General features: G+C 62.3%; 16 protein-coding genes and 1 pseudogene. 8 read left to right on the forward strand and 9 right to left on the reverse strand.

All coding sequences use genetic code 11. The features are described from left to right. Positions 1–218: 218 nt before the first annotated feature. From ACYQ47_RS33235 to ACYQ47_RS33245, 3 genes are all read right to left on the reverse strand, one after another. The gene (locus ACYQ47_RS33235; protein WP_309841694.1) at positions 219–1,448 is read right to left on the reverse strand and encodes a branched-chain amino acid ABC transporter substrate-binding protein; all 1,230 of its coding nucleotides are present in this window, start codon (positions 1,446–1,448) and stop codon (positions 219–221) included. 418 nt (positions 1,449–1,866) lie between these two features. Next, positions 1,867–2,835 carry a 4-hydroxy-3-methylbut-2-enyl diphosphate reductase gene (gene ispH, locus ACYQ47_RS33240; RefSeq protein WP_244827229.1) on the reverse strand — a complete coding sequence of 323 codons (969 nt, stop codon included), beginning with the start codon at positions 2,833–2,835 and terminating at the stop codon, positions 1,867–1,869. Positions 2,836–2,837: 2 nt separating this feature from the next. Next, entirely contained in the window at positions 2,838–3,293 is a 456-nt protein-coding gene (locus tag ACYQ47_RS33245) for an FKBP-type peptidyl-prolyl cis-trans isomerase (RefSeq protein ID WP_244827228.1), read from the reverse strand. A gap of 194 nt (positions 3,294–3,487) precedes the next feature. On the opposite strand from ACYQ47_RS33245, the gene radC reads away from it, so the two are divergent. From radC to nadB, 4 genes are all read left to right on the forward strand, one after another. Then, positions 3,488–4,234 carry a RadC family protein gene (gene radC, locus ACYQ47_RS33250; protein WP_459909022.1) on the forward strand — a complete coding sequence of 249 codons (747 nt, stop codon included), beginning with the start codon at positions 3,488–3,490 and terminating at the stop codon, positions 4,232–4,234. 269 nt (positions 4,235–4,503) lie between these two features. Further along, on the forward strand, positions 4,504–4,737 hold the full coding sequence (rpmB, locus tag ACYQ47_RS33255) for a 50S ribosomal protein L28 (RefSeq protein ID WP_008351171.1): 234 nt from the start codon (positions 4,504–4,506) through the stop codon (positions 4,735–4,737). Positions 4,738–4,748: 11 nt separating this feature from the next. Then, positions 4,749–4,916, forward strand: a complete 168-nt coding sequence (rpmG, locus tag ACYQ47_RS33260) for a 50S ribosomal protein L33 (RefSeq protein ID WP_007180630.1) — start codon at positions 4,749–4,751, stop codon at positions 4,914–4,916. Between the two features lie 191 nt (positions 4,917–5,107). Beyond that, positions 5,108–6,706, forward strand: a complete 1,599-nt coding sequence (gene nadB / locus ACYQ47_RS33265) for an L-aspartate oxidase (RefSeq protein WP_250491898.1) — start codon at positions 5,108–5,110, stop codon at positions 6,704–6,706. 19 nt (positions 6,707–6,725) lie between these two features. Here nadB and nadC read toward each other — a convergent pair whose 3' ends face one another. The 6 genes and pseudogenes from nadC to purN form a co-directional block, all read right to left on the reverse strand. After that, positions 6,726–7,607 (reverse strand): carboxylating nicotinate-nucleotide diphosphorylase, encoded by an 882-nt coding sequence (nadC, locus tag ACYQ47_RS33270; protein WP_459909026.1) that lies wholly within the window; start codon positions 7,605–7,607, stop codon positions 6,726–6,728. Continuing rightward, the gene (nadA, locus tag ACYQ47_RS33275) at positions 7,604–8,731 is read right to left on the reverse strand and encodes a quinolinate synthase NadA (protein WP_459909028.1); all 1,128 of its coding nucleotides are present in this window, start codon (positions 8,729–8,731) and stop codon (positions 7,604–7,606) included. The genes nadC and nadA overlap by 4 nt, the downstream gene beginning before the upstream one ends. 178 nt (positions 8,732–8,909) lie before the next feature. After that, entirely contained in the window at positions 8,910–10,106 is a 1,197-nt protein-coding gene (locus ACYQ47_RS33280) for a DesA family fatty acid desaturase (protein ID WP_244827223.1), read from the reverse strand. A 253-nt stretch (positions 10,107–10,359) separates the two neighbouring features. Beyond that, a pseudogene (locus ACYQ47_RS33285) lies at positions 10,360–11,709 on the reverse strand (mechanosensitive ion channel family protein); the annotation flags it as partial. Beyond that, positions 11,709–13,022: an RsmB/NOP family class I SAM-dependent RNA methyltransferase gene (locus ACYQ47_RS33290; protein WP_244827221.1), complete on the reverse strand. Its 1,314-nt coding sequence runs from the start codon at positions 13,020–13,022 to the stop codon at positions 11,709–11,711. The gene ACYQ47_RS33290 and the pseudogene ACYQ47_RS33285, both read right to left, overlap by 1 nt. Continuing rightward, entirely contained in the window at positions 13,019–13,669 is a 651-nt protein-coding gene (purN, locus tag ACYQ47_RS33295; RefSeq protein ID WP_459909031.1) for a phosphoribosylglycinamide formyltransferase, read from the reverse strand. Before purN ends, ACYQ47_RS33290 begins: the two co-directional genes overlap by 4 nt. A 150-nt stretch (positions 13,670–13,819) precedes the next feature. On the opposite strand from purN, the gene ACYQ47_RS33300 reads away from it, so the two are divergent. The 4 genes from ACYQ47_RS33300 to coaBC all read left to right on the forward strand — a co-directional run bounded on the left by ACYQ47_RS33300 (position 13,820) and on the right by coaBC (position 19,515). Further along, positions 13,820–14,815, forward strand: coding sequence for a bifunctional riboflavin kinase/FAD synthetase (locus ACYQ47_RS33300; protein ID WP_459909033.1), 996 nt, complete (start codon positions 13,820–13,822; stop codon positions 14,813–14,815). 90 nt (positions 14,816–14,905) lie between these two features. Next, positions 14,906–17,737 carry an isoleucine--tRNA ligase gene (ileS, locus tag ACYQ47_RS33305; protein WP_250525479.1) on the forward strand — a complete coding sequence of 944 codons (2,832 nt, stop codon included), beginning with the start codon at positions 14,906–14,908 and terminating at the stop codon, positions 17,735–17,737. Further along, entirely contained in the window at positions 17,737–18,243 is a 507-nt protein-coding gene (lspA, locus tag ACYQ47_RS33310) for a signal peptidase II (RefSeq protein WP_244827217.1), read from the forward strand. Before ileS ends, lspA begins: the two co-directional genes overlap by 1 nt. Positions 18,244–18,297: 54 nt before the next feature. Continuing rightward, on the forward strand, positions 18,298–19,515 hold the full coding sequence (gene coaBC, locus ACYQ47_RS33315; RefSeq protein WP_459909036.1) for a bifunctional phosphopantothenoylcysteine decarboxylase/phosphopantothenate--cysteine ligase CoaBC: 1,218 nt from the start codon (positions 18,298–18,300) through the stop codon (positions 19,513–19,515). Positions 19,516–19,519: the final 4 nt, after the last annotated feature.

Consider the following 19,519-nt stretch of genomic DNA (forward strand, 5'->3'; position numbering starts at 1 on the left):
TTTATCACCGGCCGATAAACCGATGTGAAGCGAAATCTGGAGCAGCACTGCGCGTACTGATTAAAAAAACCGGTAAGGTTAATCGCCCGGGTCCCGCCTGCTGCCGGATCTGGCTGCAAACGTCTCCGAACGGTTTTCACGGAAGTCTTACTCCCATCCACTGCCACGAAGCCATGAGAACGGCGCTCAACGCGCGACGCCGCTTTCACACATCTCGCTTACTGCTTGACTACGTCCAGCACGTCCTTCCTTTTGTCCTTGAACTCGTAGAGCGTGATGGCGCCCGCCTTGAGGTCGCCTTTGTCGTCGAACGCGATATGCCCGGTCAGACCGTTGAAGTCCGTCGTGGCGATCGCCGCGAGCACCTTGGGCGCTTCGATTGAATTGGCGCGCTTCATGGCATCGACGATCACGTACATCGCGTCGTACGTGAACGGCGCATAAATCTGGACCGGCGCATGAAAGCGCGCTTCGTACTTCTGCGCGAAGTCGGCGCCCTTATCCATCTTCGAAAGCGCGAGCCCCGCTTCCGAGCAGACGATGTTCTGTACGGCGTCGCCCGCAAGTTCCACGAGCTTGCCGGTGCAGACTCCGTCGCCCGCCAGAATCTTCGCCTTGATACCGAGCGCCGCCGCTTCCTTCGCGAATGGCCCGCCCGTTACGTCCATGCCGCCGTACATCACGACATCCGGCTGGATGCGTTTGATCTTCGTGAGGATCGCCTTGAAGTTGCGCGCCTTTTCGCTCGTGGCTTCCCGGGCGGCAAGCTTCGCGCCGCCGGCCTGCGCCGTCTTCGAGAATTCATCGGCAAGGCCGCGGCCGTAGGCGCTGGCGTCGTCGACCACCACGATTCTCTTCGCGCGCAGCGTCTTGATCGCGTAATTGGCCAGCACGGGGCCTTGCAGCGCGTCGGTCGCCACGACGCGAAACGTCGTCTTGTAGCCTTGCTTCGTGTATTCGGGATTGGTCGTCGACGGCGAAATTTGCGCGATGCCCGCATCGCTGTAAATCTTCGAAGCCGGAATCGACACGCCGGAGTTCATGTGGCCGATCACCGCGACCACATGGTCGTCGACTAGACGCTGCGCGGCTTCGGTGCCCACGCGCGGATCGGCTGCATCGTCCTGGCTGTCGAGTTCGAGGCGAATGGAGCGCCCGTCGATCGTCAAACCCTGCGCGCTGATCTCTTCGAGTGCGAGCCGCGCGCCGTTTTCATTGTCCCGGCCGAGGTGTGCCTGCAATCCGGTAAGCGGCGCGGCGTGACCAATTTTGACGACCATTGCTTCGCTCGCGGCGGGGGCTGCCGCGGCCGACGCTGCGGCAGGTGCGGACACCGCGCTCGCCGCCGCTACAGGTGCGCTCGCTTCGCCTTCGCCCTTCTTGCCGCATGCTGTTGCCATTGCAACCGCAGCCGCGATGGACACGGCGTAAGCAAACTTGAATCGCATCAAATAGGTCTCCTGCGCCTTTCAAAACCGTTGCCGAGAGACCCCTCCGAGCCCAAGACGGGCGCATTGTAACGCTAAATATGAGACGAGCAATATTCTTGTGTGGCGGGGTTTTCCAGCATTGCAACCCGTTTTTTTTGACGATTTTCCGCGCAAGTCGCAACCGGGTTGCGATTCGTTTTTGTGCAGCAGTTGCACCATAACGGGAACGGGTTTATTCGGCGCTTCGAAGCGTTGACGTTTGCGCCTTTGCAGCAAGGGGAAACCCTTAAACTCTCACCGAACAAAAGTCGCCCCAAAATAGTGCTTACCGTTTGGGTCTTATGTCGGCCCGAGTAGTTCCGTTCTTGAGCAAAAGCGTTCACACAGAACGAAAAAAAAGCGCCCGTAGGCGCTTTTTTCGAAAGAACTATCTAACTCATTGCGGCAAGGTCAGCCCGCGCGGCAGCGGAAACGCGATGGTTTCCTCGATTCCCTCAAGCGAACGCACATTGCGCACACCGAGCTCACGCAAACGGGCGATTACCGCCTGCGCGAGCACTTCCGGCGCCGATGCGCCCGCCGTCACGCCGATACGCTTCTTGCCTTCCACCCAGCGCGGATCGATCTGCGTCGGCGAATCGACCATATAGGCCGGGATGCCGCGCTTCTCGGCCACTTCGCGCAGACGGCTCGAATTCGAACTGTTCGGGCTGCCCACGACGATCACCACGTCGCATTGCGGCGCGAGGAACTTCACCGCGTCCTGACGGTTTTGCGTCGCGTAGCAGATGTCCTGCTTCTTCGGCTCCTTGATGGCCGGATACTTGGTCTTCAACGCGTCGATGATGGCGAAGGCGTCGTCGACGGACAGGGTTGTCTGCGTGACATAGGCAATGCGGTCAGGATTGGGCAGATCGAGCTTCAGGACGTCTTCGATATCCTCGACGAGATGCATGCCCTCGCCCGACTGGCCCATCGTGCCTTCGACTTCCGGATGGCCTTTGTGGCCGATCATCACGATGTCGAAGCCTTCCTGGCGCATTTTCGCGACTTCCATGTGCACCTTGGTCACGAGCGGACACGTGGCGTCGAACACGCGCAAACCGCGCGCTTCGGCTTCGCCGCGCACCGCTTTCGACACGCCGTGCGCGCTGAAAATAAGCGTGGCGCCTTCGGGCACGTCGTCCAGTTCCTCGATGAAAATGGCGCCCTTCTTGCGCAGGTCCGACACCACGTAGGCGTTGTGGACGATTTCATGCCGCACGTAGATGGGCGCGCCGAACAGCTTGATGGCCCGCTCGACGATTTCGATCGCGCGATCCACGCCGGCGCAAAAGCCGCGCGGCTGCGCGAGCAGGATCTCGACGTCGGTATCGATCTCGTTGAGGCTTTCAGTCAGGCTCATGGCTACAGAATTCCGATGATTTTCACTTCGAAGGCCAGCGACTGGCCGGCGAGCGGGTGATTGAAGTCGAAAAGCGCCGACGTCTCGCCCACTTCCTTGAGCACGCCCGCGTAGCGCCCACCGTTGGGCGCGTTGAATTCGACGAGATCGCCGGGAGAAAAATCCTCACCGATCATGCTGTTTTCGCGCAGCGTCGCGAGCGACACGCGCTGCACGAGCTCCGGATTGCGCGGCCCGAACGCTTGCTCCGGCGTTAGCTGAAAGGTCGAATGGTGGCCGACCTTCATTCCCAGCAGAATCTCTTCCAGTGGCGGCGCGAGTTGGCCTGCGCCGAGCAGGAGGGTCGCGGGCTTGTCGGTGAACGTGTTGACGATGTCGGCGCCATCGGCCAGTGCGAGCCGGTAATGAAGCGTGACATGCGAACCGGGTTTCACCTCGGAGATATCGATGATGCTCATGAGTATTGGCTGTGACGGTTCAGTCGGAAGCGGGACGTGCGCCTGGCGCGATACTTCGGGCCGCGTGGCGGGGCGGAGCGCGCGCCGAAACCGCTATTGTAAGACAGAGTTGGGAAGCGCCGCGCTTCGCTCGAGCGGCGTAGGTGCGGTGTATCTCGCAAAAATACAGCCTTAAGATGGCCTCAGGGGAAGGAATGTCCGCCAATTTCGAGATTCTGATGCGTGAAATGGAAGCCGGCCCCGCGCTGCTGAAGCCCGTTTCCGTTCTGCCAATTTCCCAGTGGGACAAGACGGACAAGCCGCGCGAGCGTCTGTTGCAGTCCGGCGGCGACTCGTTGAGCGACGCCGCGTTGCTCGCCGTATTTTTGCGCACAGGATTGCCGGGCAAAACGGCAGTCGATGTGGCGCGTGCGCTGCTGCGGCGCTTTGGCTCGATTCGCGGCGTGCTCGACGCGTCCGCGCTTCAGCTCCAGGAAGAGCGCGGCGTCGGCGAGGCGCGCGCGGCCACGCTTTTGGCCGTGTCGGAACTGTGTCGACGGGCGCTCATCGAGAAGGCGCGCGAACGCATGCTGCTAAACTCGCCGGGCGCGGTGGAAGACTTTCTGCGCCTGAGAATCGGCACTCAGCCCAACGAACTTTTCCTATGTATCTATCTCGATGCGCGGCATCAACTGATCGATGCGCACGTGGAAGCGAGCGGCTCGCTCACGCGGGTGGCGGTGTATCCGCGCGAGATCGTGAAGCGTGCCTTGCATCTGAACGCGGCGGGGCTGATCGTGGCGCATAATCATCCGTCTGGCGGCGTGGAGCCTAGCGCGAACGACAAGAAGCTCACCCGCACGCTGCAAGACGCGCTGAATCTCATCGACGTGAAATTGCTCGATCACATGGTGGTCGCGGGCAATGAGATTTTTTCTTTCGCGCGTGAGGGCTGGCTTTAGGCGTGAGGGCTGGCTTTAGATTTGACCCGAAGCAGTCGAGGTTGACTAAGATAAGGACGAACGGGCTTGATATTGCTACGTTTTTCCTGCTAGAATCCACGATTCGTTTTCTCAACCCACCTGTTTCGGGCTTACGTCGTCCTCATTGGCATAACCGTGCTGCCAACTCCCCGTTCAAGGCAATCGGGCGAATTTGAGGTATCGATTGCGGGATTCCCCCAAAATCGAGCGTTTGACTTCCGGACTCAACGTGATTTAGGAGTGTCCTCATGGCACGCGTATGCCAAGTAACTGGGAAAGGCCCGATGTCGGGCAACAACGTTTCCCACGCAAACAACAAGACCAAGCGCCGTTTCCTGCCGAACCTGCAGAACCGCCGTTTCTTCGTTGAAAGCGAAAACCGCTGGGTGCGTCTGCGCGTCTCGAACGCCGGCCTGCGCCTGATCGACAAGAACGGTATTGACGCCGTGCTCGCAGACCTGCGCGCACGCGGTGAAATCTAAGGAGCACGCACATGGCCAAGGGCGCACGCGACAAGATCAAGCTGGAATCGACCGCAGGTACGGGTCACTTCTACACGACGACCAAGAACAAACGCAACATGCCGGAAAAGATGCTGATCAAGAAGTTCGATCCCGTCGTCCGCAAGCACGTTGAGTACAAGGAAACCAAGATCAAGTAAGCGCTTGATATTGAGAGCCTGACAAAGACACGAGAAGCCCCGCACACGCGGGGCTTTTTGTTTGTGCGCGCGATTTTTCTTCTTTCGCTTTCACACGTTCGCGCGCGGGTTATCCGTGCCGGTTGGGTGGAGAGCGCGTTATGCTTGCCGGCTTGCAGTCATAAAAAGCACATAGACGGAGATCGAGCAGCATGAATTTCGATGTAGCGATCGTGGGAAGCGGGCTTGCAGGCTTGAGCGTGGCGTTGAACCTGGCCGAAACGCGGCGCGTCGCGATCATCGCCAAGCGCGCGGTGAGCGTCGGCGCGAGCGACTGGGCGCAAGGCGGCATCGCGGCCGTGCTGGATTCGGCGGACAGCATCGACAATCACGTGCGCGATACGCTCGTCGCGGGCGCCGGACTTTGCGACGAAGCGGCGACGCGCTTCATCGTCGAAAACGGGCGCGCGGCAATCGAATGGCTGATCGCGGAAGGCGTGCCCTTCACGCGCGATGTCTCCGCGGAACTCGGCTTCCATCTGACGCGCGAAGGCGGCCATAGCCATCGGCGGATCATTCATGCCGCGGATGCCACCGGCCACGCAGTCGTCACGACGCTCAACGAGCGCGTGCGCAATCATCCGAACATCACGGTTCTCGAAGACCATACCGCGATAGATCTGATCACGTCCGACCGGCTCGGCTTGCCGGGGCACCGCTGTCATGGTCTCTACGCGCTGGATCTCGCGAGCGGACGAACCGTGACGATTCAAGCGCCGCACACCGTGCTCGCCACGGGCGGCGCGGGCAAGGTTTATCTGTACACGACGAATCCCGACACGGCCACCGGCGACGGCATCGCGATGGCGTGGCGCGCTGGCTGCCGCGTCGCCAACATGGAGTTCATCCAGTTTCATCCGACTTGCCTGTTCCATCCATACGCCAAGTCGTTCCTGATCTCCGAGGCCGTGCGCGGCGAAGGCGGCGTACTGCGTCTGCCCGACGGCACACGCTTCATGCCCGCGCACGACGAACGCGCCGAACTCGCGCCACGCGACATCGTCGCGCGCGCCATCGACTTCGAAATCAAGAAGCGCGGCATCGATTGCGTCTATCTCGACATCAGCCATCAGCCGCGCGCGTTTCTCGAAGAACATTTCCCGACGATCCTCGCGCGTTGCCGCGAATTCGGCATCGATATCGCGAAGGAGCCGATTCCCGTCGTGCCCGCCGCGCATTACACCTGCGGCGGCGTCGTGACGGACCTCGCGGGCCGCACGGATCGCGCGGGACTTTATGCGGTCGGCGAGACGTCGTACACAGGTCTGCATGGCGCGAACCGGCTCGCCAGCAACTCGCTGCTCGAATGTCTGGTGGTCGGGCGCGCGACGGCCGAGGCGATCGAGACGGAAGGTTATTCAGCGGGCTGCCATGCGCCGCTGCCCGACTGGGACGAAAGCCGCGTTTCCGATCCGGACGAAGAAGTCGTCGTCGCGCACAACTGGGACGAGTTGCGGCGGCTGATGTGGAATTACGTGGGCATCGTGCGCACGGACAAGCGGCTGGCGCGCGCGCAGCACCGGCTTGCGCTTTTGCGCGACGAAATCCACGAGTACTACGCGAACTTCAAGGTCAGCCGCGATTTGCTGGAACTGCGCAATCTCGTGGATGTGGCGTCGCTGATCGTGGAAAGCGCGTGCTCGCGACGCGAGAGCCGCGGGCTGCACTTCAGTCGCGACTGGCCGGCGACTTTGCCGAAAGCGCTTCCGACTGTGTTGATGCCGCCGGCGGCGAGGCGGCGCGCGGTTTAGATGTCGACGCGCAGCAAGCTTAGTCTTCGATCAAGCGCATCGAAAAATCCGTTGCCCGCACGTCCTTCGTCAATGCGCCGATAGAGACGCGGTCCACGCCCGTCTCCGCAATCGCCCGCACGGTCTCGAAATTCACGCCGCCCGAAACTTCGAGCAGCGCCCTTCCCGCCGTCACGCGCACGGCTTCGCGCATGGCGTCGAGCGTGAAGTTGTCGAGCAACACAGATTCCGCGCGATGCGCCAACGCGGTTTCAAGCTGCGCCAGCGTTTCCACTTCGATCTGAATGGGCACGCCCGCGTCGAGCGCGAGCGCGGCGTCCATTGCAGCGCCGACGCCGCCCGCCGCCGCGATGTGATTTTCCTTGATCAGAATGCCGTCATAGAGCGCGAGCCGCTGATTGGCGCCGCCACCCACGCGCACCGCGTACTTCTGCGCGAGCCGCAAGCCGGGCAGCGTCTTGCGCGTGTCGAGGATGCGCGCCCGCGTGCCTTCGATGGCATCGACATAACGGCGCGTCGCCGTTGCCACGCCCGACAGCAATTGCAGGAAATTGAGCCCGTTGCGCTCGGCGGTCAGAAGCGAACGCGCCTGGCCGTGCAGCAAGACGACCGGCGTATTCGCCGTCATGCGCTCGCCTTCGCGATACCGCCATTCGACTTCGATGCTCGGATCGACGCGACGCATCACCTCGTCGAACCACGGCGCGCCGCACAGCACCGCCTCTTCCCGCACGATGATGCGCGCCGTGCGACGTGTGTCTGCTGGCACGAGACGCCCCGTATGATCGCCGCTGCCGATGTCCTCGGCGAGCGCATCGGCGACATTGCGGGCGAGCGCGGCGTCGAACGCTTCGCCGTACTGCGCGCGGATCTCCGCAAATAAAGGCGAATGGTTCGTCATGCGGGCCCCACGTTCGAGAACAACGTTTGATCCTTCGCGAGATCGCCGCTCGCCTGCACACGCTTCTTGTGACGCGCGGCGAAGTCGAGCATGCGGTCGATCGGCACGCGCGCGCGCCCGGCAATAGCCGCATCGACGTGAATCTCGTTGTGGCCGCGCTCGAGCACATCGGCGAGATTGGCGAGGCCGTTCATCGCCATCCACGGACAATGCGCGCAGCTCTTGCACGTGGCGCTATTGCCGGCGGTCGGCGCTTCGATGAAGGTTTTGCCGGGCGCCGCGAGCCGCATCTTGTGCAGGATGCCGAGATCGGTCGCGACGATAAAGCGCTTTGCGTCGAGCTTGACGGCGGCATCGATCAGCTGCGTGGTCGAACCGACGACGTCCGCCAGTTGCACGACGCCTTCCGGCGATTCCGGATGAACGAGAACCTTCGCGTCCGGATATTCGGCGCGCAAGAGATCCAGCTCGATGCCTTTGAACTCGTCGTGCACGAGACACGAACCCTGCCACGAAAGCATGTCCGCGCCGGTCTTTTTCTGGATGTAGTTGCCGAGATGCCGGTCCGGCGCCCATAGAATCTTCTCGCCGCGCGCGTGCAGATCCGCGACGATTTCCAGTCCGATCGATGAGGTGACCATCCAGTCCGCGCGCGCCTTCACGGCCGCGCTCGTGTTCGCATACACGACGACCGTGCGGTCCGGGTGAGCATCGCAGAAAGCGGAGAATTCGTCGGGCGGACAGCCGAGGTCGAGCGAGCAGGTGGCGTCCAGATCGGGCATCAACACGCGTTTGCCGGGGCTCAGGATCTTCGATGTCTCGCCCATGAAACGCACGCCCGCGACGACCAGTGTCTTCGCGGCGTGATCGCGGCCGAAACGGGCCATTTCGAGCGAATCGGCGACGCAACCGCCCGTTTCATCGGCGAGTTCCTGGAGCTCGGAGTCCACGTAATAGTGCGCCACTAAAACCGCCTCTTCCCGATGCAACAGCGCACGGATTCGCGCCTTCAATTCGCGCTTTGCTTCGGCGGACGGCGCGTTGGGAACACGTGCCCACGCCTCGCCTACGCCGCACGTCAGGCCATGCGGCCGGTCGTATTCGACGCTCCTAATCGCTTCCATTGTTTCTGTCTCCTGTGTCCGCGCGAGTGCCGTGCCGGCGCTGACTCGTATCGATGCGCTGCCCGGCCACGCTGCAAACCCAGCGCCGCGACAAAACGCGAAATCCGCCGCCCAAAAACAAAGACCCCGCCAGAGCGGGGTCTTGTGACGTCATCAAATTTTAACGGATATCGCGATATCAGGCGTAGCGTCGCAGGCGCATCGCGAAGTCTTGCAGAGCCTTGATGCCGCTCTCTTCCGCACGGTGGCACCAGTCCTGCAATTGCACCAGCAGTTGCTCGCGCGACGCGTTGGAGCGGTCCCACATTGCCGACAGGTCCTTGCGCATTTCGATATACGTGCGCAGCTTCTGGTTGTCCGAGAACAGTTCCGGCAATTGCTTGCGCTGCGGCTCGTCGAGACCGTCTTCTTCCTTATGGACCCACTTGCGCGCACCGCGCATCAACTGATATTTCTCGCGCGCACCGGCTTCCTTCAGCTTCGACAGTTCCTGTGCGTATGCGCGCTTGAGCGCCTTGCCGTAGCGCGCCATCACTTCGTAGCGGTTCGCGAGCACGGCTTGCAGCGTGTCGTTGTCGAGCACCGACTTGCTGTCCGCCAGACGCGGTGTGGGCGCGACCTTCTTCACCTTGGCGAGACCCACAGCCGACAACATGCGGATATAGAGCCAGCCGATATCGAATTCGTACCACTTGTTCGACAGCTTCGCCGACGTGGCATACGTGTGGTGATTGTTATGCAGCTCTTCGCCGCCGATCAGGATACCGAGCGGGAAAATGTTCGTGCTGGCATCGGCCGAATTGAAGTTGCGATAACCCCACCAGTGCGCAAGACCGTTGACCACGCCAGCTGCCCAGAACGGAATCCAGATCATCTGCACGGCCCAGACCGACAGACCGACGATGCCGAACAGCGCCACGTCGATAACCATCATGATGCTGATGCCGAGGATCGGATAACGCGTGTAGAGATTGCGTTCGAGCCAGTCGTTCGGCGTGCCGTGACTGAACTTGCGCATGGTCTCTTCGTTTTTAGCTTCGACGCGATAAAGCTCGGCGCCTTCGAGCAGCACCTTCCAGATGCCGCGCGTTTGCGGGCTGTGCGGATCTTCTTCGGTTTCGCACTTCGCGTGGTGCTTGCGGTGGATCGCCGCCCATTGGCCGGTCAGCATGCCGGTGGTCGACCAGAGCCAGAAACGGAAAAAGTGACTCGCGATCGGATGCAGGTCGAGCGCACGATGCGCCTGGCAGCGATGCAGATAGATCGTGACGCCAGCGATGGTGACGTGCGTCATCGCGAGCGTGAACAAAATGATCTGCCACCAAGAAAAGTCGAGCAATCCGTTGGCGAGAAATTCGAGAGAAGAATTCAGCAAGGCAATTTACCTATCTAGCTGTGAAATTCGGAAAAAATGGCCGGTGCAAATGACGCTGAACACCGTGTTGGGCACATGAAAGAAACGCGCGCAAGTTCGATCGCATTCTACTGCATGCGTTCCAAGTCTTTGTCGTAAAGGTAGAATTTCTTGTATGGTAACAAAACGCGCAAAAACTCACGCGCCGATTTAATGCCTGTTTTCGATCCAAATCAACGGATCGAGCATCAAACCGGGGCTCCGGCCGGCCCTGCGGCGTCATGCCGCCCCTTTCGGCATTTCCTACCGTATCGACCGGTGCATTGCGCGCGTCGCCAACAATCCTTATCTCGCGTTGCGCGTAGGGGATTTCAATGCCGTTGTCACAGAATAACCGCCAAACACGACGATTTACCTGCGACTTGACGCCGCCCGTGCCCTTCGCGGCATCTTCGATCCAGAAACTCAGTTCCAGGTTGATTCCGTCAGCGCCAAAGCTGGCAAGCAACGCAGCGGGCGCAGGGTCCTGCAACACGCGGTCGACATCGTGCGTGGCCTCCACGAGTAACAGCATCGCGCGTTCCACGTCGGAGCGATAATTCACCTGCACGGCAATCTTCGCGTTGCCGCGCGTCAGAAACGACGAATGGTTCTGTACCACGTCGGTGATGAGTTTTTCGTTCGGAATCAACGTTTCGATGCCGTCGAGTCCGCGAACGACGGTATAACGCGTGCGAATCTGCGTGACCGTGCCCTGATAGTTGCTCACGTTGATCATGTCGCCAAGCCGCAGCGACCGGTCGAGCAGAATGATGAAGCCCGAGACATAGTTGCTCGCGATCTTCTGCAAGCCGAAGCCGAGCCCCACGCCGAGCGCGCCGCCGAACACGCCGAGCACCGTAATGTCGATGCCGACGATAGACAGACTCACCAATATGGCCGCGAGGATCATCAGTGCCCGCGCAACGCGGCCGAGCACGACCTTGAGATTGGCGTCGAGTGAGCGGGAGCGCATCAGCCGGTCGTCGAGCAGCGCGCCGGCCCACATCGCCACGATCAGCGTCACGCAGACCCACAACACGCCCGATGCAAGCGACAGCAACGTCATGTGCGCGTTGGCGAAATTGAAGCGCACGCTCGCCATCCAGCGCACGACGTCGTCCTGTATGCCCATTACGGTGAGCAGCATCACGACCCAGACAATGGTCGTCACGAGCTTTTCGAACAGAAAGAGGAGCGCGCCCGCCTCGTGCTCGGTGCCGTCGCGACTGAACACGCGGCGCGCGACGTAGAACATCAGATAGATGACGGTGATGCCCAACAACGGCACCAGCGCCAGCCGCAGGAACGCGGTGTGAATGAACGGCGCGAGCAACAGTTGCGCGGCCGTCACGAACACCGTGCCGAGCAGCGGAAAGAGCGCTTTGTTCAGGCTCTCCGCGCCGAAGCGCACCGCCTCGAAGCGCGACTGGCGGCGCGCATCCAGCCGCTTGCGCAACAGCCGCGCACACCACCACGCGACGACCAGCAGGCCGATCAGAACCGCAACCTGCCACAGCACCTCCGGTTCGCCGAAGTCGCGAAACAGGCGTTCGGAAAGATGCGTCAGGATGCGGTTCGGCATCAGCTTTCGGAAGGCGCTTCGTCTTCCGCCGCGGAAGCCTTTGGCGATTTTGCGTCGGGCACGCGTTCCAGCACGGCGGCGAAGAAGCCGTCGGTACCGTGCTTGTGCGGCCACAAGGACAAGAACTCGCCCGTGTCGAGGTCGATGCGCTGTTCCGCCAGCACATCGCGCGCGGGCACGACACGGAAGTTCGGATGCGCTTCCAGGAACTGCTTCACCACGCCTTCGTTTTCGGCTTCGAGCATGCTGCACGTCGCGTAGACGAGACGCCCGCCGGGTTTGACGAGGCGCGCCGCGCTCGTGAGAATCGAGAGCTGCTTGGGCGTGAGTTCCGCAACCGTCGCGGGCGATTGCCGCCACTTCAGGTCGGGATTGCGACGCAGCGTGCCCAAGCCGGAGCAGGGAGCATCGACGAGAACGCGGTCGATCTTGCCCGCGAGGCGCTTGATCTTCGCGTCGTGTTCGCTGTCGATCAGCACCGGATTCACGTTCGACAACCCGCTGCGCGCAAGACGCGGCTTGAGTTTGGCGAGACGCCGGTCGGAGACGTCGAACGCGTAGAGACGGCCGGTCGAGCGCATCATTGCGCCGAGCGCCAGCGTCTTGCCGCCCGCGCCCGCGCAGAAGTCGACGATCATCTCGCCACGGCGCGGCGCCATCAGCGAGCACAGCAACTGGCTGCCCTCGTCCTGCACTTCGATCCAGCCTTCCTGGAACGGCGCGAGGCGCGTGAGCGCGGGCTTGCCGTCCACGCGGACGCCGAACGGCGCGAACGGCATTTCGCCCGCGTCGATGCCGGCTTCGCTCAGCGCTTTCAAAACGACATCGCGGCTCGCCTTGATCGGGTTCGTGCGCAGATCGAGCGGCGCCGGATAGTTCAGCGCGGCCGCGAGTTTGGCGAGTTCCTCGGCGTCGAAACGCTTGGCCATGGCCTCGTAAATCCACTGCGGCAAGTTCGTGCGTATGCGCACCGGCAAGCTCGCGGGATCGATCTTCGATACCTGCGCGAGCCATTGGTATTCGTCGGCCGAGACGTGCGGCTTGAGCGCGGTGAGACCGGCAGTCTGCATCAGCCCGAGCAGCGCGAGACGCCGCGCCTGGTTGCCGCTGCCGCTTTCGGCCAGATGCGAAAACTCCATTTTCCGGCGCAGCACGGCGAACACCGCCTCCGCGATCACGCCGCGCTCGCTGTGACCGAGCTTCGGATGCGCGCGGAAGAAACGGCTGGTCGCGGCATCGGCGGGACCTGAAAAGCGGAGTACGTCCGCCAACAGCGTTTCGGTTTGACCAATCAAAAATCCATGCAGCCTCATGCGCCCTCCCCGGCAATGTCGGCAAAGAGCCACTGTGGCTCAGAGGAACGAAGCGCGACGCGCTTTCCCTCGATGGCAAGACGCCCTTCCACGAACCAGCGCACCGCGCGTGGGTAAATCTCATGTTCGACGGCCAGCACGCGCTCGGCGAGCGTGGCGGCGTCGTCGCCGGGCAAGACCGGCACCGCGGCTTGCGCGACAATCGGACCATGATCCAGCTCGGGCGTCACGAAATGCACGCTTGCGCCGTGCACGCGCACGCCGGCATCGAGCGCTTGCTGATGCGTGCGCAAGCCCGCGAAACTCGGCAAGAGCGACGGGTGCACATTGAGCATGCGCCCCGAATAGCGTTCGACGAAGGCATTTGTCAGAACCCGCATGAAGCCCGCGAGCACCACGCAATCCGGTTCGAAGCGATCGATTTCCCGCGCGAGCGCGCCATCGAACGCATCACGCGAGTCGAATTCGCGATGATCCACCACCACGCCTTGAATGCCGTTCTCGGCCGCGAAGCCAAGCCCGGCGGCATCCGGCCGGTTTGAAACGACCGCGCGAACCCGAGCCGGCCAGCCTTCGCGCGCGCAAGCACGCACGACGGCCTCCATGTTGCTCCCGCGTCCGGAGATCAGAATGACGATATTTTTCATTCGCGGATTTTATCATTCGGCGACGGCGAAAATCGTGCCAATCCGATTGACGAGCGCGCAGCATCCGGCCGCGCGCGCCCGTCGATGCGTGCGAGCGTTTATAATCTAACGCTTTGCGGCGCAAGCCCTGCCCACCCACCAACGTCTATCGTGAGAGTCTTTCGCGGCCTCCCCAATGCCGAAAGCCGGTCGCCTTGTGCGCTGACCATCGGCAACTTCGACGGTGTCCATCGCGGTCATCAGGCGTTGCTCGCGCGCGTGCGCGCCGCCGCGGACGCACGCGGGCTGCCGGTCTGCGTCATGACCTTCGAGCCTCACCCTCGCGAATTCTTCAATCCGGCGGGCGCGCCGCCGCGTATCGCCATGTTGCGCGACAAGCTCGAAGCGCTGCGCACGAATGGCGTGGATCGCGTGGTGGTCGAGCATTTCAATCACACGTTCGCGAGCCAGCCGCCCGACAAGTTTGTCGAAGACATCATCGTGAACGGGCTGCACGCGCGCTGGGTCATGATCGGCGACGACTTCCGCTACGGCGCCAAACGCGCGGGCGACTTCGAATCGCTCAAGGCAGCCGGGGAAAAACACGGCTTCGAAGTCGAGCAGATGGCAACCGTCGCGCATCCGAACGGCGCGCGCATTTCGTCGTCGTCGGTGCGCTCGTCGCTCGTCGCGGGCGACCTCGACGCCGCGCAACTCGCGCTTGGCCGTCCGTACGTCATCAGCGGCCACGTCGTGCATGGCGCGAAGCTTGGCCGCGATCTCGGCTTTCCCACGCTCAACGTGCCGATTGCGCACAAGCGGCCCGCGCTCGCCGGCATCTTCGTCGTGCGCGTGCATGGGCTTGCCGATGAACCCTTGCCCGCCGTCGCGAGTCTCGGCCTGCGCCCGACCGTCGACGACTCCGGCCGCGTGCTGCTCGAAGTCTTCGTGCTCGACTGGCACGGCGACGCCTACGGCAAGCTCGTGCGCGTCGAATTCCTGAAGAAGCTGCGCGACGAAGAAAAGTACGTCGACCTGGAAACGCTTTCCGTTGCCATCGCGAAGGACGTCGCCAGCGCGCGCGCCTACTTCGGTTTGCCGCCAGCAAGCGCGACGGGCAGCGGCGCGACGGGCTTCGCCATTTCGGCCACCGACCGAATTAGGTGAGCGCGCGGCGCCCTTGCGCCGCCCGCTGCCCCGTTCTCGAATCACTGCGCGCGTCGGCGACGCCGTCTCACCGAATTCACCGAGTCACACATGAGCGACAAGAAACAAAAAGCTGCTGCGAAATATCCCGTCAACCTGCTCGACACCCCGTTCCCCATGCGCGGCGATTTGCCCAAGCGCGAACCTGCGTGGGTGAAGGAATGGCAGGACGAAAAAATCTACGAGAAGATTCGCGCCGCCAGCAAGGGCCGCAAGAAGTTCATCCTGCACGACGGCCCGCCGTATGCGAACGGCGACATCCATCTGGGTCACGCGGTCAACAAAATTCTGAAGGACATGATCGTCAAGGCGCGCAATCTCGCGGGCTTCGACGCGGTCTACGTGCCGGGCTGGGATTGCCACGGCATGCCGATCGAAATCCAGATCGAAAAGCAGTTCGGCAAGTCGCTGCCGGCCACGGAAGTCATGCAGAAGGCGCGCGCTTATGCGAGCGAGCAGATCGAGAAACAGAAGGTCGGTTTCCGGCGTCTTGGCGTGCTCGGCGACTGGGACAATCCGTACAAGACCATGAACTTCGCGAACGAAGCCGGTGAAATCCGCGCGCTTGGCAAGATCATGGAAAAGGGCTACGTGTTCCGCGGCCTCAAGCCCGTGAACTGGTGTTTCGACTGCGGCTCGGCGCTGGCCGAAGCGGAAGTCGAATACAAGGACAAGACCGATCCGACCATCGACGTGCTGTTCGCGTTCGCCGAACCCGAAAAGACCGCGCAGGCGTTTGGTTTGCCCGCGTTGCCGAAGGCTGAAGGCGGCATCGTCATCTGGACGACCACACCCTGGACCATTCCCGCCAATCAGGCGCTGAACGTGCATCCGGAGATCGTCTACGCACTCGTCGATACCCCGCGCGGCCTCCTGATCCTCGCGCAAGAGCGCGTCGAGGCATGCCTGCAGAACTACGGCTTGCCGGGCGAAGTCATCGCCACGACGACCGGTGCGAAGCTCGCGAACCTGCGGTTTCATCATCCGCTCGCGGCGGCGCATCCGGGCTACAAGCGCACGGCGCCCGTGTATCTCGGTGAGTACGTGACGACAGAAAGCGGCACGGGCGTCGTGCACTCGTCGCCAGCGTACGGCGTGGAAGACTTCGTGTCGTGCAAGGCGCACGGCATGTCGGACTCCGACATCGTCAGCCCCGTCATGGGCGACGGCCGCTATATCGAATCGCTGCCGCTTTTCGGCGGACTGTCGATCTGGGACGCGAATCCGCGGATCATCGAGGCGCTCGAAGGCGCGGGCTCGCTGCTCAAGACCGAGAAGTACACGCACAGCTACATGCATTGCTGGCGCCACAAGACGCCGATCATCTATCGCGCGACCTCGCAATGGTTCGCAGGCATGGACGTGACGCCGAAGGACGGCGGCAAGACGCTGCGCGAGACCGCGCTGGAAGGCGTCGAGAACACGGCGTTCTATCCGTCGTGGGGCAAGCAGCGCCTTTACAGCATGATCGCGAATCGCCCGGACTGGACGCTTTCGCGTCAGCGTCAGTGGGGCGTGCCCATGGCGTTTTTCGTGCACAAGGAAACGGGCGAACTGCATCCGCGCACGCTCGAATTGCTCGAGGAAGTGGCGAAGCGCGTCGAGCAAGGCGGGATAGAAACATGGCAGGCGCTGGACCCGCGCGAGCTGATCGGCGACGACGCCAACATGTACGAAAAGAACCGCGACACGCTCGACGTCTGGTTCGACTCCGGCACTACTCATTGGCACGTACTGCGCGGCTCGCACAAGGACTCGCTGCAATTCCCGGCGGACCTGTATCTCGAAGGTTCGGACCAGCATCGCGGCTGGTTCCATTCGTCGTTGTTGACGGCATCCATGCTCGACGGCCGCCCGCCCTACGACGCGCTTCTCACGCACGGCTTCACGGTCGATGGCGAAGGCCGCAAGATGTCGAAGTCGCTCGGCAATGGCGTCGATCCGCACGAGGTGGCGAACCGTCTGGGCGCGGAAATCATTCGCTTGTGGATCGCGTCGACGGACTATTCCGGCGAGCTCGCGATCTCCGAGGAAATCCTGAAGCGCGTGACGGAGACGTACCGGCGTATCCGCAACACGCTGCGCTTCTTGCTCGCCAATCTGTCCGACTTCGACTTCGAGAAGAACGCGTTGCCGGTCGAAGACTGGCTCGAAATCGATCGTTACGCGATCGCGCTGTCGCGCAATCTGCAGGACGACGCGCTCGCGCATTACGAGAAATACGAGTTCCACCCGGTCGTCGCCAAGATCGCCACGTTCTGCTCGGAAGACCTGGGCGGCTTCTATCTCGACGTGCTGAAGGATCGTCTTTACACGACGAAGCCCGATTCACGCGAGCGCCGCAGCGCGCAGACGGCGCTTTATCACATCGCGCATGGCTTGCTGCGGCTCATCGCGCCGTATTTGTCGTTCACGGCGGAAGAGGCGTACAAGGTGCTCAAGCCCGGTCAGGAAACCATCTTCACCGAGGTCTATCACGCGTATCCGGAAGTGGCGAATGCGGGCGAATTGCTCGATACGTGGACGCTCATCCGCAACGCGCGCGGCGACGTGACGAAGGCGCTGGAAGAAGCGCGGACGGCCAATCTGATCGGCTCGTCGCTGCAAGCCGAGGTGCTCGTGCGCGCAAGCGGCGCGCGTTATGACGCGCTCGCCAGTCTCGGCGATGCGTTGCGCTTCGTGCTGATCACGTCATCGGCGGCGCTCGAGCGCGTGGCGAGCGAAGCGGAAGAAGGCGTGGACGTGAGCGCATCGAGCTATCTCAAGTGCGAGCGCTGCTGGCACTACTGTGCGGATGTCGGCTCGCACGCGGATCATCCGGGACTGTGCGGCCGCTGCTTCTCCAACCTTTTCGGCGCTGGCGAAACGCGGGGCGCGGCATAATGGTTCGAACGATGTCGAAACAAACTTCCGGTAGTGGCTCGCTTGCGCCGTGGCTCGGCGTCGCGCTGATCGTCATTCTGTTCGATCAGTTGACCAAGATCGCGGTGCAGAAGATTTTCGCTTACGGCGAACCGCACGCGCTCACGCCCTTCTTCAACCTGTTCCTCGTCTATAACCGCGGCGCCGCGTTCAGCTTTCTCGCGGCGGCGGGCGGCTGGCAGCGCTGGGCGTTCACGGCGCTGGGCGTGGTGGCTGCTGTCGTGATTGGCTATCTGCTCAAGAAGCACGCCGCGCAACGGCTCTTCTGCACGGCGCTCGCGCTCATCATGGGCGGCGCGATCGGCAACGTGATCGATCGTATCGCTTATGGTCACGTGATCGACTTTCTGGACTTTCACGTGCGCGCGTGGCACTGGCCCGCGTTCAACCTTGCCGACAGCGCGATTACGGTCGGCGCGGTCCTGCTCGTGTTCGACGAACTGCGGCGCGTGCGCGGTTCGCGCTGATGTTTCCGGCGCGGCTTTACAAAGAGCCGCGCGTCTCGCATCGATGGAGGCAAGTTGACTAGCGAACTCACGGGTAAGCATTTAGTGCTTGGCCTCACCGGCGGTATCGCCTGCTACAAGATCGCGGAACTCACGCGCCTCTTGATCAAGGCGGGCGCGACCGTGCAAATCGTGATGACGGAAGCGGCCACGCAGTTCATCACGCCAGTCACCATGCAGGCGTTGTCGGGCCGTCCCGTCTACACCTCGCAATGGGACGCGCGCATGCCGAACAACATGCCGCATATCGATCTTTCGCGCGAGGCGGATGCCATCGTCATCGCACCCGCATCCACCGACTTTCTCGCGAAACTCGCGCACGGCATGTGCGACGACCTGCTCTCGACCTTGTGCATTGCACGCGATTGTCCGCTGCTCGTCGTGCCCGCCATGAACAAGCAGATGTGGCAAAACCCGGCCACGCAGCGCAACGTCGCGCACATTCGCGGCGATGGCATCGAGGTGCTAGGACCGGATTCGGGCTCGCAAGCGTGCGGCGAGGTCGGTGACGGACGCATGCTCGAACCCGAAGCCACGTTCGAAGCCATCTGCGCCTTCTTCCAGCCGAAGATTCTGCGCGGTCAGCGCGTGCTCATCACGGCCGGCCCGACTTTCGAGCCGCTCGATCCCGTGCGCGGCGTCACGAACCGTTCATCAGGAAAGATGGGCTTCGCGCTCGCGCGTGCGGCGGCGCAAGCCGGCGCGGACGTGCATCTGGTGGCGGGGCCCGTTTCGCTGCCAACGCCCTGGGGCGTGTATCGGCAAGACGTGCAGACGGCCATGCAGATGCATGACGCCGTCATGCAGGCCACGCCCGATGCGGACATTTTCATCGCGGTCGCGGCGGTCGCGGACTGGCGTGTGGATCATGTCAGCGAGCACAAGATCAAGAAGGTCGCGGGTCAGCCGTTGCCATCATTCGAGTTCGTCGAGAATCCGGACATTCTTGCGTTGGTGGCCAAGCAGCCGAACCCGCCCTATTGCGTCGGCTTCGCGGCGGAAAGCGGCGATCTTGACGTTCACGGCGAAGAGAAGCGCAAGCGCAAAAACGTGCCGCTTCTGATCGGCAATCTCGGTCCGCTCACGTTCGGCCGCGACGACAACGAAGTCGTGCTCTTCGAAGCATCCGGCGCGACACCCTTGCCGCGCGCCGACAAAGCGACGCTTGCTCGCACGCTGATCGGCGAAATAGCGAAACGCGCGCCACGCGGCGGCGGCTCGATACTCTCCTAAGCCC

The sequence above is a fragment of the Caballeronia sp. HLA56 genome, assembly GCF_054655155.1.

What these genes read in the sequence shown, in the direction of transcription:
- nadB (WP_250491898.1), top strand. Translation starts at nt 5,108, where the DNA reads ATGAATTTCGATGTAGCGATCGTGGGAAGCGGGCTTGCAGGCTTGAGC.
- purN (WP_459909031.1), bottom strand. Translation starts at nt 13,669, where the DNA reads ATGAAAAATATCGTCATTCTGATCTCCGGACGCGGGAGCAACATGGAG.
- ACYQ47_RS33245 (WP_244827228.1), bottom strand. Translation starts at nt 3,293, where the DNA reads ATGAGCATCATCGATATCTCCGAGGTGAAACCCGGTTCGCATGTCACG.
- rpmG (WP_007180630.1), top strand. Translation starts at nt 4,749, where the DNA reads ATGGCCAAGGGCGCACGCGACAAGATCAAGCTGGAATCGACCGCAGGT.
- rpmB (WP_008351171.1), top strand. Translation starts at nt 4,504, where the DNA reads ATGGCACGCGTATGCCAAGTAACTGGGAAAGGCCCGATGTCGGGCAAC.
- nadA (WP_459909028.1), bottom strand. Translation starts at nt 8,731, where the DNA reads ATGGAAGCGATTAGGAGCGTCGAATACGACCGGCCGCATGGCCTGACG.
- radC (WP_459909022.1), top strand. Translation starts at nt 3,488, where the DNA reads ATGTCCGCCAATTTCGAGATTCTGATGCGTGAAATGGAAGCCGGCCCC.
- ACYQ47_RS33235 (WP_309841694.1), bottom strand. Translation starts at nt 1,448, where the DNA reads ATGCGATTCAAGTTTGCTTACGCCGTGTCCATCGCGGCTGCGGTTGCA.
- ACYQ47_RS33290 (WP_244827221.1), bottom strand. Translation starts at nt 13,022, where the DNA reads ATGAGGCTGCATGGATTTTTGATTGGTCAAACCGAAACGCTGTTGGCG.
- lspA (WP_244827217.1), top strand. Translation starts at nt 17,737, where the DNA reads ATGGTTCGAACGATGTCGAAACAAACTTCCGGTAGTGGCTCGCTTGCG.
- ileS (WP_250525479.1), top strand. Translation starts at nt 14,906, where the DNA reads ATGAGCGACAAGAAACAAAAAGCTGCTGCGAAATATCCCGTCAACCTG.
- ispH (WP_244827229.1), bottom strand. Translation starts at nt 2,835, where the DNA reads ATGAGCCTGACTGAAAGCCTCAACGAGATCGATACCGACGTCGAGATC.
- nadC (WP_459909026.1), bottom strand. Translation starts at nt 7,607, where the DNA reads ATGACGAACCATTCGCCTTTATTTGCGGAGATCCGCGCGCAGTACGGC.